General features: G+C 62.3%; 13 protein-coding genes. 1 reads left to right on the forward strand and 12 read right to left on the reverse strand.

All coding sequences use genetic code 11. The features are described from left to right. Nucleotides 1-70: 70 nt before the first annotated feature. From DL1_RS04875 to phaC, 5 genes are all read right to left on the reverse strand, one after another. Nucleotides 71-277: a cold-shock protein gene (locus DL1_RS04875; RefSeq protein WP_038063275.1), complete on the reverse strand. Its 207-nt coding sequence runs from the start codon at nucleotides 275-277 to the stop codon at nucleotides 71-73. Nucleotides 278-502: 225 nt separating this feature from the next. Then, nucleotides 503-2,452 (reverse strand): threonine--tRNA ligase, encoded by a 1,950-nt coding sequence (gene thrS, locus DL1_RS04880; RefSeq protein WP_038063278.1) that lies wholly within the window; start codon nucleotides 2,450-2,452, stop codon nucleotides 503-505. A 292-nt stretch (nucleotides 2,453-2,744) separates the two neighbouring features. After that, a complete protein-coding gene (gene phaR / locus DL1_RS04885; protein WP_038063282.1) occupies nucleotides 2,745-3,296 on the reverse strand; it encodes a polyhydroxyalkanoate synthesis repressor PhaR in 552 nt (183 codons plus the stop codon). 157 nt (nucleotides 3,297-3,453) lie between these two features. Further along, nucleotides 3,454-3,903 carry a hypothetical protein gene (locus DL1_RS04890; RefSeq protein WP_038063285.1) on the reverse strand — a complete coding sequence of 150 codons (450 nt, stop codon included), beginning with the start codon at nucleotides 3,901-3,903 and terminating at the stop codon, nucleotides 3,454-3,456. Between the two features lie 144 nt (nucleotides 3,904-4,047). Further along, on the reverse strand, nucleotides 4,048-5,841 hold the full coding sequence (phaC, locus tag DL1_RS04895; protein ID WP_038063288.1) for a class I poly(R)-hydroxyalkanoic acid synthase: 1,794 nt from the start codon (nucleotides 5,839-5,841) through the stop codon (nucleotides 4,048-4,050). 116 nt (nucleotides 5,842-5,957) lie between these two features. Here phaC and phaZ point away from each other — a divergent pair, with 116 nt between their 5' ends. Beyond that, entirely contained in the window at nucleotides 5,958-7,268 is a 1,311-nt protein-coding gene (phaZ, locus tag DL1_RS04900; protein WP_051693325.1) for a polyhydroxyalkanoate depolymerase, read from the forward strand. A 66-nt stretch (nucleotides 7,269-7,334) separates the two neighbouring features. Here the strand turns inward: phaZ and DL1_RS04905 are convergent, their stop codons facing one another. The 7 genes from DL1_RS04905 to DL1_RS04935 form a co-directional block, all read right to left on the reverse strand. Continuing rightward, nucleotides 7,335-8,045, reverse strand: coding sequence for an alpha/beta fold hydrolase (locus tag DL1_RS04905; protein ID WP_038063292.1), 711 nt, complete (start codon nucleotides 8,043-8,045; stop codon nucleotides 7,335-7,337). A gap of 96 nt (nucleotides 8,046-8,141) precedes the next feature. Then, on the reverse strand, nucleotides 8,142-8,888 hold the full coding sequence (locus tag DL1_RS04910; protein ID WP_038063294.1) for an alpha/beta hydrolase: 747 nt from the start codon (nucleotides 8,886-8,888) through the stop codon (nucleotides 8,142-8,144). 95 nt (nucleotides 8,889-8,983) lie between these two features. Continuing rightward, nucleotides 8,984-9,910, reverse strand: a complete 927-nt coding sequence (locus DL1_RS04915; protein WP_051693326.1) for an XdhC family protein — start codon at nucleotides 9,908-9,910, stop codon at nucleotides 8,984-8,986. Then, on the reverse strand, nucleotides 9,900-12,095 hold the full coding sequence (locus DL1_RS04920; protein ID WP_038063297.1) for a xanthine dehydrogenase family protein molybdopterin-binding subunit: 2,196 nt from the start codon (nucleotides 12,093-12,095) through the stop codon (nucleotides 9,900-9,902). Before DL1_RS04920 ends, DL1_RS04915 begins: the two co-directional genes overlap by 11 nt. Beyond that, the gene (locus tag DL1_RS04925; RefSeq protein WP_038063301.1) at nucleotides 12,092-13,114 is read right to left on the reverse strand and encodes an FAD binding domain-containing protein; all 1,023 of its coding nucleotides are present in this window, start codon (nucleotides 13,112-13,114) and stop codon (nucleotides 12,092-12,094) included. The genes DL1_RS04920 and DL1_RS04925 overlap by 4 nt, the downstream gene beginning before the upstream one ends. Further along, the gene (locus DL1_RS04930) at nucleotides 13,111-13,617 is read right to left on the reverse strand and encodes a 2Fe-2S iron-sulfur cluster-binding protein (RefSeq protein ID WP_074854903.1); all 507 of its coding nucleotides are present in this window, start codon (nucleotides 13,615-13,617) and stop codon (nucleotides 13,111-13,113) included. Before DL1_RS04930 ends, DL1_RS04925 begins: the two co-directional genes overlap by 4 nt. Nucleotides 13,618-13,785: 168 nt before the next feature. Beyond that, nucleotides 13,786-14,355: a peroxidase-related enzyme gene (locus DL1_RS04935; protein ID WP_038063304.1), complete on the reverse strand. Its 570-nt coding sequence runs from the start codon at nucleotides 14,353-14,355 to the stop codon at nucleotides 13,786-13,788. Between the last annotated feature and the right edge of the window lie 51 nt (nucleotides 14,356-14,406).

The raw sequence follows: 14,406 nt of genomic DNA on the forward strand, positions 1-14,406 counted from the left end.
AGGCTTTGCGCCAATGCAAACGGCCTGCGCATCATCTGCGCAGGCCGTCGCTGTTAGCTGATCATTGAGATCAGAGCAGCTTGAGATCTGAGGCCGACTCGCGGCCATCACGGCCCGACTGAAGCTCGTATTCGATCTTTTGATTGTCATCGAGACCGCGCAGCCCTGCACGCTCGACCGCCGAAATATGCACGAAAATATCTTTGCCGCCATCATCGGGCGCGATAAATCCGTAGCCTTTGGTGGAATTGAACCATTTCACGGTGCCAGTGGCCATTCCCGTCTTCTCCTTCGTAACTACCCGACGCGAGATTGCGCCGGGGCCGTGCAGCCAGTGTCTTTCGGGTCGTCCGGCTGCCTTGTGAGAGCACGGGGTAGAAAGTCAGCGATACACGCGTAATCAAGTCTGGCGGAGATTTGCAAAAATGCAATGACATTCCGTGAGGAGGCTAACCCCCTCACAGATCTATGAAAAATTCCGAAGCCCGAGATGTCGCGGCAATTATCCGCGCAAGTCGGGGGGCGTCGATTCGGTGCGCAACTCAGCGATAATTTCGTCAATTCCCACACTCGTGGTGCGGTTCTCGCCGAGACGCCGCACCGAGACCGTGCGCTCCTCGACCTCACGCGCGCCGATCGCGAAGATATAGGGCACCTTGCCGAGGCTATGCTCGCGGACCTTGTAGTTGATCTTCTCGTTGCGGATATCGGCTTCGGCCCGGATCCCGGCTGCGGTCAGCTTGGCCACCACTTCGCGCACATAGTCATCGGCCTCTGAGACGATGGAGGCCACTACGACCTGACGCGGTGCGATCCAAAGCGGCAGTTTGCCCGCGAAGTTTTCGATCAACATGCCGATGAAGCGCTCAAAGCTGCCAACCACGGCGCGGTGCAGCATGATGGGGCGGTGGCGGTTGCCATCCGAGCCGACATAATCCGCATCCAGTCGCTCGGGCAGGTTCGGGTCGACCTGCAGCGTGCCACATTGCCAGTCGCGACCGATGGCGTCGGTGAGGACGAATTCCAGCTTCGGACCATAGAAGGCGCCTTCGCCCTCGTTGATGGTGAAATCATAGCCCGCCGCGCGGCAAGCATTGCCAAGCGCCGCTTCGGTCCGGTCCCAGCTCTCTTCAGAGCCGATGCGCTTTTCGGGCCGGGTCGAGAGTTTCACGCGCCAGTCGTGGAAGCCCAGATCGGTATAGATCCCCGCGAGGAATTCGATGAATTTCTTCGTCTCGGATTCGATCTGGTCCTCGGTGCAGAAGATATGCGCATCGTCTTGCGTGAAGCCGCGCACCCGCATGATGCCGTGCAAAGCGCCCGAGGGCTCATAGCGCGAGCACGAGCCGAACTCGGCCATGCGCAGGGGCAGGTCGCGATAGCTTTTCACACCTTGGTTGAAGATCTGCACGTGACACGGGCAGTTCATCGGCTTGAGCGCGTTGACGGTCTTTTCGCGGGCATGATCCTCGTCCACTTCGACGATGAACATATGCTCTTGATAGTTCTCCCAGTGGCCCGAGGCCTCCCAGAGCTTGCGGTTCACGACTTGCGGGGTGTTCACCTCGACATAGCCGTCCGCGCGCTGCTTGCGGCGCATATAGTCCTGCAGCTCGGTATAGATCGTCCAGCCGTTGGGATGCCAGAAGACCTGACCCGGAGCCTCTTCTTGCATGTGGAAGAGATCCATCTCGCGGCCCAGCTTGCGGTGGTCGCGCTTGGCGGCCTCCTCAAGCATGGTCATATGAGCGTTGAGATCCCTCTTCGACTTGAAGGCCACGCCATAGATCCGCTGCAGCATCGGGCGTGTGGAATCGCCCAGCCAATAGGCGCCCGCGACATGGGTCAGCTTGAACGCATCCGCCGGAACCTGACCGGTATGCTGCAAATGCGGGCCCCGGCAGAGATCCTGCCAATCGCCATGCCAATACATCCGCAGATCCTCGCCCGCGGGGATGCGGTTGATCAGCTCGATCTTATAGGGCTCGTTATTGGCCTCGTAATATTTGACCGCATCCTCGCGCGCCCAGACTTCGGTTTTCACCGGATCGCGGGCATTGATGATCTCGCGCATTTTCGCCTCGATAGCGCCCAGATCTTCGGGGGTGAAGGGCTCTGCGCGGTCGAAATCGTAAAACCAGCCGTGATCGCGCACCGGACCGATGGTGACCTTCACGTCGGGCCAGATCTCCTGCACGGCGCGCGCCATGATATGCGCGAGGTCGTGGCGGATCAGCTCCAGCGCGGGGGCGTCATCTTGCAGCGTGTTGATTGCGATCTTCGCATCTTGCGTGATCGGCCATTGCAGATCCCAATGCGCGCCGTCGAGCGTGGCCGAAATGGCCTTTTTTGCAAGCGAGGGGGCAATGGAGGCTGCGACCTCGGCTGCGCTCACGCCAGCCTCATAGCTGCGCGCATTGCCATCGGGAAAGGTGAGGGAGATCTGGGACATGGTCGTCCTCCTCGTCGATTTGGCGCCCACGGAACGCCCGGTTGCGGGAAATATGTGGAGGCGTTTTGCGATGTGGGAGGGCGGCTGTCAATGGGGCGCGCTGCGGCATGCGTTGCCAGTGACTGACAATGACCGGAGAAGAGAGGGGCTCTGCCCCCGTCCTTTGATGAGCACTCCCCCGGGATATTTTGATCAAGAGGAAGCGGCGATCTCTTCCTCTTGCCCCTAAATATCCCGGGGGTGAACTCGGCGCGGCCGAAGAGGGGGCAGCGCCCCTTTTTGGCGCGAGACGTTACATCTTGTTGAGCTTGGTCTGCAATTCGGCGAGTTGCTTCTTGATCGCGTCCAGCTCGTCGCGCCCGTCGCCGCTCTCTTCCGGGGCAGGGCCGCTTGAGCCCATCGGGGCCCAGCCCTTCATCATGTTTTGCAAGAAGGCCTGTTGCTGCGCTTGCAAGGCCTCGAAGCCGGGCATCGACGACATCGGGGTGGGGATCTTGTTCATGTTGTCGAGCAAATGCGAATGCCCTTCGCGCAACATCTCGAAGGAGGCGGCGAGAAATTGCGGCACCACCGATTGCGCGGCCCCGGTATAGGAGCGCACCAGATCAGTCAGAACATCGACCGGCAGCACGCTTTCGCCCCGGCTTTCATGTTCCGCTACGATCTGCAGCAAATATTGCCGGGTCAGATCGTCGCCGGATTTCAGATCGATGATCTGAACTTCGCGCCCTTCGCGAATGAATTTCGCGATATCCTCGAGTGTCACGTAGTCGCTTGTCTCGGTGTTATACAGGCGGCGGCTGGCATAGCGCTTGATCAAAAGCGGCTTGGCGTCTTCTGCCATGATATCCTCCCCAAAGTCTTTTTTGCAGTGCAGCGATTGTTAGACGCAGACCGCACAAAAGCAACCATAGAAAATATATGCAAAAAGGGCGGGCCCGAAGGCCCGCCCAGATATCCGTCACCCGGCAGGGAGGACGTCGCCGGGGTGACGGGAGGAATTACTTCGCAGCAGCGGTCGCTTTTTTGGCCGCAGCGCCCATCTCGTTGGTCGCTTTGGACATCGTGGCGGTCGCTTCATCCGACATGTCTTTGCCAGCAGCCATCATCAGCTCGACCGTGTCCATTTGGACTTTTTTCGCGATTTCAGCGAAAGCGGCGATGTTTTCAGCAGCCATTTCAGCCGAAGCCGAGGCGAAGTCGCTCATCGCTTTGGCGTAGTCAGCGGGCTCTTCTTTCGTCGTGGTCAGCGTCGAGACTTTCGAGAGGGTCTCTTTGGTCCACTTGGTCGAGAGCTCGGTCGACTGCTCGGCTGCGGTCAGCGCGACTTTCGACATCTTCTCGCCCAGAGCCGCTTGCGATTTGAAAGCGTCTTGGAATTTCGAGCTGTCGATCGGGAAGGACGACATCATATCTTGCATGATTTTGCTGTAGTCTTGGGTCTTAGCCATGGGTCTTGCTCCATCGGTTGGGGCCCGTTGAGTTGGAACATTGGCGGGGCCCGTTTCGTTACGTCATCTATATACATGCTGCGGTGCGGCATTTCAAGGGGGTATTCGCTGCAACGCAGAGATTTGCACGCATGACGCGAGTGCTCAGAGCTTGACCACCTCTCTTACATAGGAACCCGGGGCCGGTTCGATAACCGTGTGGCTGCCAGAGCCGGGCACGCGTGCGGGCACCATCTTGCCCGACCGTCCGGCCAGCCATTCGCCCCAATGCGGCCACCAGGATCCGGCGCTGAATTCGGCCTCGTCTTTCCACTCATCGGCATTCGAGACCGGGGCCTGCGATCTGTAATGGCCGTATTTCTTCTTGGAAGGCGGGTTCACGATGCCCGCGATATGGCCCGATTCCGACAAGATGAACTGTTTGTCCTTCGCCCCCATCTGGGCGATCCCGGCGAAGGAGGCGCGCCACGGTGCGATGTGGTCGGTCTCGCAGGCGATGGCCATCAGCGGGACTTTCACATCGCGCACGCTGACCGTCTCGCCCAAGATCTCAAAGCCCTTGCCCGCAAGCCGGTCCTGTTGGCACAGCCCGCGCAGGTAATCGATCGCCATCTTGCCGGGCAGGTTGGTCGAATCGCCGTTCCAGTAGAGCAGATCGAAGGCGGGCGGGGCCTCGCCCATCATGTAGCTGCGGATTGCGGGCTGATAGATCAGATCGCGCGAGCGCAGGAAGGAGAAGGTGCGCGACATGAAATAGGACGACAGGATGCCGTCCGCCTTGCATTGGCGCTCGATCCCGTCCACGAAATCGTCCTGCAGAAAGACGGTGAATTCGCCCTGATCGGAGAAATCGGTCAGCGTCGTGAAGAAGGTGGCCGAATTGATCGACTTGTCCTTGCGCTTTTCGAGCAGTCCCAGTGCGAGGGTAAGCGTGGTGCCCGCGATGCAATAGCCCACCGCGTTAATTTTCTTTTCACCGGTGATGTCTTTGACCTGCTTGATCGCTTCGAGATAGCCGTCTTGCACGTAATCCTCGAGTCCGACTTCGGCATAGCTCGGATCGGGATTTTTCCAGCTCACGACAAAAAGCGTGAATCCCTGATCGACGATCCAGCGGATCAGCGAGTTCTGCGGCTTGAGATCCATGATATAGAAGCGATTGATCCAAGGCGGGAAGATGATCAACGGGATCTTGTGCACGGTCTCGGTGGTGGGCGCGTATTGGATCAGCTCGAACATCTTGTTGCGGTAGACGACCGAACCTTCCGCCGTGCCAATATTCTCGCCCAGCTTGAAGGCTTCGGTGTCAGACAGGGTGACCAACAGGTCGCCGCGATTCGCTTCGAGGTCGCGCACGAGGTTCTCGAGCCCTTTCACGAGGCTCTCGCCCTCGGTCGCCACCGCTTTTTCCAGCGCATCGGGGTTGGTCGCGAGGAAATTCGTGGGCGCCATCAGATCGACGATCTGGCGTGAAAAATAGGCAAGGCGCTTGCGATCCACCTCATCTAGATCTTCCAGCTCGTCGACCGATTTCTGCACGCTTTCGGAGGCAATCAGATATTGTTGCTTGATGAAGTTGAAATAGGGGTGGCTGTCCCAAAGCGGATTTTTGAAGCGCGGATCGGCAGGGCCGGGGTCTTCGGGGGGGCGAAAGCCGCCATGGGTCAAGGCTTCTGTCGCCTCGACATAGTGCTGCATGGCCTGCGACCAGTAAGAGACCTGAGTCTCGAAGATCTTCGAGGGTTTCTCGACCCATTCCTTCATCAGCGCGGCGCTGGAATTCACGATCAGATCGCTGCCGGGACCTTCGAGCGCGGGATTGGGAGCGCGCTTGCGTGCAAGCGCCTCGACCATGCGCTCGGTGAGGGCCTCGATCCGCGCGAGATTTTCCTGCATCTTCTGCGATGCAGCATTTTTGATCTCGTCGTTAGTTGTCATAGGCCAATTTCCTCCCTATCCTCGATCTCAGCATAATCTTGCCGCAGTCTTGGGGTAAAGAAGCGTTTGGTCACAATCGGCCTTGGTTGCTGAACTGCCCCACGCAAGGAGTCGCCATGAAGACCATGATGAGCTACGACCTGATGGAGACCGTCAGGAACACCAATGAATGGATGGGAGCATCGGCCCGGGCTATGGCCTCATATCCGGTCTGGGGCCTCGCACCGCATCCGATGTTCAAGATCATGTCGGCTTGGGGCCGCGTGACGGAGCGTTCCTTCTCTCGCATGGTGATCAAGCCCGACTGGGGAATCACCTCGATTGCCAGCGAAGACGGGCGCGATCATCTGGTCGAGATTGAGACGGTCGTGAAACGGCCTTTCGGCTCCTTGCTGCATTTCAACGTACAGGGCCGCGCGCCGATGCAGCGCCGTGTCTTGCTGGTGGCGCCGATGTCGGGCCATTACGCAACGCTGCTGCGCTCGACCGTGGCCTCGCTGCTGCCCGACGCCGATGTCTGGGTGACCGATTGGCACAATGCACGCGACATTCCGGTCAGCGAAGGCAAGTTCGATATTGAGGATTACACCCTCTATCTCGTCGATTTCATGAAACATATGGGGCCTGACACCAACGTAATCGCGGTCTGTCAGCCCGCGCCCCTAGCGCTTGCCGCCACGGCCTATCTCGCCGAAGAGCAACCCGAGGCGCAACCGCGCACGCTCACGCTGATCGGCGGGCCGATCGATCCTGATGCGAAGGCGACGGATGTGACCGATTTCGGCCGCCGGGTCACGATGGGTCAGTTGGAGCAGATGGTGATCCAGCGGGTCGGCTTCAAATACAAAGGTGCGGGCCGGATGGTCTATCCGGGCCTGATGCAGCTTGCCTCCTTCATTTCGATGAATATGGAGCAGCATACCAAGGCGTTTCAGGACAAGATCTGGCACGAATCGACCGATCAGGGCTCGGAGAATGACCGGCATTACCGCTTCTATGATGAGTATCTCGCGGTGATGGATATGACGGCGGAGTTCTATCTCTCGACCGTTGAGAGAATCTTCAAAGGGCTGGAGATTGCTCAGAACAGGTTCACGATCAACGGCAAGGCTGTCGATATCGGCAAGATCACCACCGTGGCCATCAACACTGTCGAGGGCGAGAAGGACGATATCTCTGCGCCCGGTCAATGTGTGGCGGCGCTGGATCTCTGCTCGGGCGTGCCCGCATCGATGAAGACCCAGCATCTGGAGCCCGGCGCCGGGCATTACGGGATTTTCGCGGGCTCGAGCTGGCGCAACAATATCCGTCCGCTGGTGCTCGATTTCATCGATGATAACGCAGAGCCCGTCACCAGCGACAAGCGTAAGCCCGCGACCGTGACGCCGATCCGCAAGAAAGCCGTCAAGCAGCCCGAAGCAAGCTGACACACCCGCCCGGTCGCGCGGAGCTTGGGCCGGGCGATCCTTTGCAAATTCGGCGAAACGGCTGGTTCAGGTCAGCAAAAGCGGCGCATCGAGCCAGTCGCGCAGATTTTGCGTGACCTTTTCGGGCTGCTCAAGCGGGCTCAGATGGCCCGCGCCAAGGACCAGCCGATAATCGGCATGTGGCATCAGCTCGGCCAGAAACTCGTGCCGACGCGGGGGGCAGATCTGGTCATATTCGCCACATATCAGCAGCGCGCGCGTGTGAGTCGCGCGCAAGGTGCGCTGAAAATCCGGGCGGCGCATCAGGGCGCGCGATTGTTCAACGAAGGTCTCGGCCCCAAGACCTGCAGCCATATCCAGAACCTGCGCCTGTATCTGCGTGCGCGCCGGGCCGGGCGCGAGGGTCTCGGCGGGGATCTCCTCCAGCATCACCTCGTCCAGCCGTCCCGTCCGTGCCCGCACGATCCGGGGCTCGCGCAGCCCCGCCATCTGCGGCGTCTCGGGCAGCGGCGAGATGTCGATCAGGGCGATCTGGCTGACCCGCTCGGGGGCTTTGCGCAGGATCTCCATCGCCACGATCCCGCCCAGCCAATGCCCGACCATCGCAAAGCGCGGTGGGGCCTGCGCCAGAACCTGCTGCGCCATCTCTTCGATCGTCGCCCCGCGCAGACGTGCCACGAAGACAGAGCGGTCGGTCGAGAGTTCCTGCACCTGATGCCAGAACAGGCGGGCATCACACATGAACCCGGGCAGGAAGATCAGGGGATCGTCTTGCATCGCTCGAACCTCGTTTCGCGGCGCTTTCTCGCGCTCTTGCGAGATTGAGTGTGCCGCAAGCCTGTCCGTGAGGCAAATTGAAACGGTGTGATGGCGTCAGCCGAGCGCGCCCAGCACCTCTTCGAGCGCGGTTTCGATCAGCGCAAGGCAGTCCGGCTCCGAGAAGCGGTGATCTGCGCCCTTCACAAGCGTGAGCCGCATATCATCACCCTGCGCGTGCCCGATCAGCCGTACTGCTGTCTCCACCGAGACGGCCTCATCAGCGGTGCCTTGCAAGAACCGCGTGGGGAAAGGGAGGGTGAGATCGGAACGCAGTACAAGCCGGGTGCGCCCCTCATTGATCAGGCGTCGCGTGATCACATAGGGATCGCCGTAATCCGAGGGGATCTGGACCGATCCTTCGGCCTCAAGCTGATGGCGCGTCTCTTTGTCGAAGCCGGCCCAGTAGCCGTCCTCGGTGAAGTCGGGGGCAGCGGCGATGGTGACAAGGCCGGCTACGTGCTCGGGATGCTCGCGCGCCAGCAGAAGCGAAATCCAGCCGCCCATGGAGGAGCCGACCAAGATCTGCGGCCCTTCGGTCAGCGCTCGGATCGCGTCGCGCGCATCCTCGAACCAATCGCCGATGGCACCCTCGTCGAACTGCCCGCCAGATACACCATGGCCCGAATAGTCAAACCGCAGAAACGCCCGGCCCTGCGCGCGCGCCCAAGCTTCGAGGGCGAGCGCCTTGGTGCCCTCCATATCCGAGCGGAAGCCGCCCAGAAACACCACGCCCGGACCTTTGCCCGGTGTGTAATTATAGGCGATGCGGCGAGCTTCGGGCGTGTCGAGATAGTCGGTCATGAGATGTCCTCTGGCGTCCTTTTGCGCAAACCTATCCGGGCCTTGCTGTAGGCTCAACCGCTTGCCCCCCATGCGGGAGGCAAGCGCGCGCGGGATCAGGCGGCGGAGAGCGCTTCGGCCAGCACCGACACGGCAAGCACGCGCGGATTGCGAGCCCGCTCGATCAGGCCGACCGGGCCGCGGATCCGGGCGATGTCGCGCGGCGCGCAGCCCAAGGCTTCCAGCTGGACCTGACGGTTGCGCGCGGTACGCTGGCTGCCTTGCGCGCCGATGAAGAAGGCCTTGCTGCGGATCGCGTCGCGCAGGATCGGGATCTCGCGGTCATGATCGTGAAAGAAGGTCACGATGGCGGTGCGGGCATCGATATCCATGCCCGCCAGCGGATCAGAGGACGAGAGCGCAACCGTATCGACCGCCACGAACGCGGCAGGTTCGGGGCTGGCAAGCCGGACCTTATAGCCCGATGCGGCGGCGAGGCGGGCAAAGGCTTCGGCCTCGGGGCCTGCGCCGAAGACCGCAAAGCGCGGGTCGGGCTGCAAGGTGAGCGCCAGCAGGTTCTCTGCGCTCGCCTCAACACGCAAATCCGCGGGAGTGGCGTGCAGCGTGACCGTCTTGCGGGTGCGGATCGCCGTGCAGAGTGCATCTTGCACCTTATGCTCGGGGGCGGGGTAGACCGTGACCTCAAGCGCGCCGCCGCAGGGCAGGACGAGATCGTGGAAGGGCGAACCCGTGCCATAGCGCAAGGTCCGGGCCTGTGTGCTTTTCACGGCATTGCGCAGGTGGATCTCGATATCGGCATCGATGCAGCCGCCCGAAAGCTGGCCGCGCAGATTACCCGCGATATCGAGCGTCATCGCCGCGCCTAACGGACGGTAGCTTGCGCCTTCGCGATGGGTGATCATCGCAATGGCCGCAAGCTGCCCCGGCTGGGGCAGCGGCACCTCGAAGGCGTCCAGAGTGATCGCCACCCCACCTTGCGATGGGGACACGGGCAGATCCGTCAGATCGAGTTTATCGGCCATGTTCCATGAACCCTTGTACGATTTTATCCGGCGTGGCCGGGAAGTCATAGACCCGAAGACCGGTGGCATTGTGGATCGCGTTGATCACCGCAGCCCCGGCACCCGAGATGCCCAGCTCGCCAATTCCCTTGGACTGGATAGGGTTGGCATGATCGTCGCGCTCCTCCAAGAAACGCACCTCCATCTTGGCCGGAATATCGGCATGGGAGGGGACGTGGTAATTGGCGAGATCCCGACCCACTATATGGCCTGTGCGCGGATCATGCGAGAGTTCTTCGTGCAAAGCCGAACCCACGCCCCAGATCATGCCGCCCACGGCCTGAGAGCGCGCGGTCTTCTCATTGAGCACGCGACCCACGCCAAAGACCCCAAGTATCCGGCGCACGCGCACCTCGCCGGTGATCTCGCTGACCGCCACTTCGGCAAAATGCGCGCCGAAGCCGGAAGAGAAATGCGTCTTCGCGGTCTCTCCGGACTCAATGCTGGCCTCCATCGCGATCGGCTCGACCAATAGGTCGGCCAGAGCAGCCTTCTTGTTGTCGCCGGTGACCTGACCACGGTCCACGCGGACGTCTTCAGGCGCACAGCCCAGTCGCTTGGCCAACTCGTCGCGGATCTTGCGTGCGGCGAGAAAGACCGCGGAGCCCGCGGAGGAGGCCCCGAAAGAGCCGCCCGAGCCCGACGCGCCGGGCAGGTCGCTATCGGCAAGATGGACCGAGACCTTGTCGATGGGCAGGCCCAGCATCTCACCTGCGATCTGGCCTAGGATCGCGTAAGATCCGGTCCCGATATCGGTCATGTCGGTCTCGACCAAAGCGCCGTCACGGGTCAGCGTGACCCGCGCAGATGAGGCGATCAGCATGTTGGTGCGCGCCGCAGAGGCCACGCCCATCCCGATCAGCCATTCGCCCTCGCGCCGCGTGCCGGGCTCTGTGCGCTTGTCCCAGCCGAATGCCTGTGCCCCTTCGCGCAGCGCTTGGGCCAGCGCATGCGCGGTGAAGGTCTGGCCGGTCTCAGGGTGCTTTTCGGGGATGTTGCGTAGGCGCAGCTCTACCGGGCAGATCCCCAGGGTCTCGGCCAGCTCGTCCATCCCGCATTCCAGTGCGAACATGCCCACGGCCTCACCCGGTGCGCGCACCGAGCCCGAGGGGGTGCGGTGATTGCGCGAGATCGTCTTGCGGACCAGCCGGTTTGGGGCTGCGTAGAGAAACTGCGTGGCCGCCGCCGTGGGTTCGGCAAAGCCTTCCCCTTCGAGGTTGGAAATCCGGTCCTCATGGCCGATCGCGGTGAGCTTGCCATCGGTTTCTGCCGCCAGACGCAGGCGCTGCGCGGTCTCAGTGCGGCGCAGGATCGCGTCGAAGACGGTCTGGCGGGCCATCACCACCCGCACCGGGCGCTTGAGCGCGCGTGCGGCCAGTGCGGCCGAGATATGCTCGGCCGAGATCCCCAGTTTGGAGCCAAAGCCGCCGCCGATATAGGGGGCAAGCACGCGCACCTGTTCGGGCTTGACCCCGATGGCATCGGCAAGCTCGGCCTTGTTATAGCGGATCATCTGCAGCGCGCCGTGCAGGGTGAGGTGATCGCCCTCCCATTCCGCAAGGGCCGCATGGGGCTCCATCGCGGCTGCCGCATGGCCCGGGGTCGTGTAGGCGCGATCCAGCGTGGCCGCGCCTTTGCGCATCGCCGCGTCGAGATCGCCCTGAACGGTGCGATCATCGGGCTCCTCGCTGGGGGCGGTTTCGGGATCGACCGGCGCGCCGGGCTGTTCGTCATAGTGCACGACGATACGTGCGGCGGCGTCGCGCGCGGTCTCAAAGCTCTCGGCCACCACAAGCGCAATCGGCTGGCCGTGATAGGCCACCCGATCGCCGGGCTGGGTCGGGGCCTTGCCCGCCATCCCTTGGGCTGGGTTGCGCAGGAATTCGGGGCCGTGAAAGAGCCCCAGATAGCCGGGCAGGGCGGCGGCGGCGGTCTCGTCGAAGCCGGTCACCGTGCCGCGCGTAATCGTCGCGCGCACCAACACGCCATGGCACATCCCCTCAGGGTGATACTCGGCGGTATAGGTCGCCTGACCGCTGACTTTCAACGCCCCTTCGGGACGGTCGAGCGGGGCCCCGATCAGTCCTTGATCTGTGGTGTCGAGCAGGCGCGGCTGCGCCTCGTTCATCGTGAAGCTGTCGCTCATGCCGGCTCTCCTACAAGGTCGGTTCCGGTGCTGGCGGGGGCGAGGCCCGTGGCCTCACGTAGCACGGCGATCATCGCGCGGTGCGCGAGGTGGCGTTTGAACTCATTGCCCGCATCGCTGACGGCCTCGGCCAGCAACGTATCGGCGGCTTTGGAAAAGAGCGCCTCGGACGGGGCCTGTCCGGCCAGCATCGCATCGACCTGCGCGTCCTTCCACGGGCGCGGCGCAAGCCCGCCAAAGGCCAGCGACGCCTTGCCGATCCGGTCATCCTGCATCGTCACGACAGCGGCCACCGAGACCAGCGCGAAGGCGTAAGAGGCGCGGTCGCGGATCTTGCGATAGCTTTGCGACGACCCAAGCGCGGGGGCAGGCAGCAGCACGGCGGTGATGATGTCGCCCTCGTCTAGTTCCGTCTCAAGATCGGGACGGTCGCCGGGCAGGCGATAGAGCTGATCCATCTCGAGGATGCGCTCGGTGCCATTCGGGGCGCGGATCGCCACGCGGGCCTCAAGCGCGCGCAGCGCCACGGCCATATCAGACGGGTGTGCGGCGCGGCAGTCCTTGGAGGTGCCCAAGATCGCGAGCATCCGAGACGCGCCGCCTTCGGCGGCACATCCCGATCCCGGCGCGCGTTTGTTGCACGCCATCGCGGTGTCGTAGAAATAGGGGCAGCGGGTGCGTTGCAGCAGGTTGCCACCCGTGCTGGCCTTGTTGCGGATCTGACCCGACGCGCCCGCCAGAAGGGCGCGCGCGAGCACCGGATAATCGGCGCGAATGCGAGGATCGGCGGCCAGATCGGCATTGCGTACCATCGCGCCGATCCGCAGGCCGGGGCCGTCGGCCTCAATCGTGTCGAGACCGTCCAACCGCGAGATGTCGATCACCCGTTCAGGCACCATCACTTGCAGCTTCATCAGGTCCAAGAGGTTGGTCCCGCCCGCAATCAGCGCGGCATGCGGCCCGGCTTGCGCTGCCGCGTGATCGAGACTGTCGGCGCGCACGTAGTCGAACTCTCTCATTGCGACTGCTCCGTGTTGCGCGCGATGGCCTCGCGGATGAAGGGATAGGCCGAGCAGCGGCACAGGTTGCCACTCATCCGCTCGGCAATCTCGGCATCACTCAGATTGGCTTTGCCGATCAGGCTTTCAGAGACATGGCTGGGCATCCCGTCGCGCGCCTCGGCGAGCATCCCGGTCGCCGACATGATCTGGCCCGGCGTGCAATAGCCGCATTGATAGCCGTCGCAGCTGACGAAATCGCGCTGCATCGGAGAAAGGTCCTCAGGGCCGCCCAAGCCTTCGATCGTGGTGATCTCGTCGCCCTCATGCATGACGGCAAGCGTCAGGCAGGAATTGATGCGACGGCCATTGACCAGAATGGTGCAGGCGCCGCATTGGCCGTGATCGCAGCCCTTCTTGGTGCCGGGCAGGTCGAGATGATCGCGCAACGCGTCAAGCAGGCTCACGCGCGTGTCGCACTCCAGCGTGCGTTCGACGCCGTTTACCTTGAGAGAGATAGGCATGGGGATCCTTTCGGAGATGTCTTCGAAGGCTGCAAGCGGCACCAGACGCTAAAATCAGGTGCGCCGCATTCTCAGCCTCAACCACGTTCCACCCCATCAGGTTCCGCGTGGCGGGTCACTTTTCGCCCGCCATCGCGGCTGCCTTTGCGTCGGCTGACGCGGCGATGCCTAGCCGCGTCCCAGCGTGTAGAACTCCGGGTTGGGCGGGATCGCGGCCATATTCACCAACCGGTTGGAGAGCGCGAAGAACGAGGCGATGGCGCCGATATCCCAGATGTCGTCATCCGCGAACCCGTGGGCGCGCAGGGTCTCGTAATCGGCGGCCTCGATTTCTTCCGCACGGCGCGAGACCTTCATCGCGAAATCCAGCATCGCGCGCTGGCGCGGGCTCAGCGGTGCCTTGCGGTAATTGACGGCCACCTGATCGGCGATCAGAGGATCCTTGGCCCGGATTCGCAAAATCGCGCCATGGGCGATCACGCAATACTGGCATTCATTGGCCGCCGAAGTCGTTACAACGATCATTTCACGATCGGCCACGCTAAGCGCGCCCGGGCGCTCCATCAGCGCGTCGTGATAGGCGAAAAAGGCACGAAACTCGTCGGGCCTATGGGCCAGCGCAAGAAAGATATTGGGCACGAAGCCCGCCTTTTCCTGCACTGCCTCGATCCGGGTGCGGATATCGTCGGGCATTTCGGCAAGGCGTGGCACCGGGTGGCGGCTGATCTGTTCTGACATGATGGTCCTCCTCGCGCCGATCCTGCGGCGCGAGGAGGCTATGTGCAAGGC

Source organism: Thioclava dalianensis (genome assembly GCF_000715505.1).
Taxonomy (GTDB): domain Bacteria; phylum Pseudomonadota; class Alphaproteobacteria; order Rhodobacterales; family Rhodobacteraceae; genus Thioclava; species Thioclava dalianensis.

Coding starts and splice junctions, on each gene's coding strand:
- DL1_RS04875 (WP_038063275.1), bottom strand. CDS start 277: ATGGCCACTGGCACCGTGAAATGGTTCAATTCCACCAAAGGCTACGGA.
- thrS (WP_038063278.1), bottom strand. CDS start 2,452: ATGTCCCAGATCTCCCTCACCTTTCCCGATGGCAATGCGCGCAGCTAT.
- phaR (WP_038063282.1), bottom strand. CDS start 3,296: ATGGCAGAAGACGCCAAGCCGCTTTTGATCAAGCGCTATGCCAGCCGC.
- DL1_RS04890 (WP_038063285.1), bottom strand. CDS start 3,903: ATGGCTAAGACCCAAGACTACAGCAAAATCATGCAAGATATGATGTCG.
- phaC (WP_038063288.1), bottom strand. CDS start 5,841: ATGACAACTAACGACGAGATCAAAAATGCTGCATCGCAGAAGATGCAG.
- phaZ (WP_051693325.1), top strand. CDS start 5,958: ATGAAGACCATGATGAGCTACGACCTGATGGAGACCGTCAGGAACACC.
- DL1_RS04905 (WP_038063292.1), bottom strand. CDS start 8,045: ATGCAAGACGATCCCCTGATCTTCCTGCCCGGGTTCATGTGTGATGCC.
- DL1_RS04910 (WP_038063294.1), bottom strand. CDS start 8,888: ATGACCGACTATCTCGACACGCCCGAAGCTCGCCGCATCGCCTATAAT.
- DL1_RS04915 (WP_051693326.1), bottom strand. CDS start 9,910: ATGGCCGATAAACTCGATCTGACGGATCTGCCCGTGTCCCCATCGCAA.
- DL1_RS04920 (WP_038063297.1), bottom strand. CDS start 12,095: ATGAGCGACAGCTTCACGATGAACGAGGCGCAGCCGCGCCTGCTCGAC.
- DL1_RS04925 (WP_038063301.1), bottom strand. CDS start 13,114: ATGAGAGAGTTCGACTACGTGCGCGCCGACAGTCTCGATCACGCGGCA.
- DL1_RS04930 (WP_074854903.1), bottom strand. CDS start 13,617: ATGCCTATCTCTCTCAAGGTAAACGGCGTCGAACGCACGCTGGAGTGC.
- DL1_RS04935 (WP_038063304.1), bottom strand. CDS start 14,355: ATGTCAGAACAGATCAGCCGCCACCCGGTGCCACGCCTTGCCGAAATG.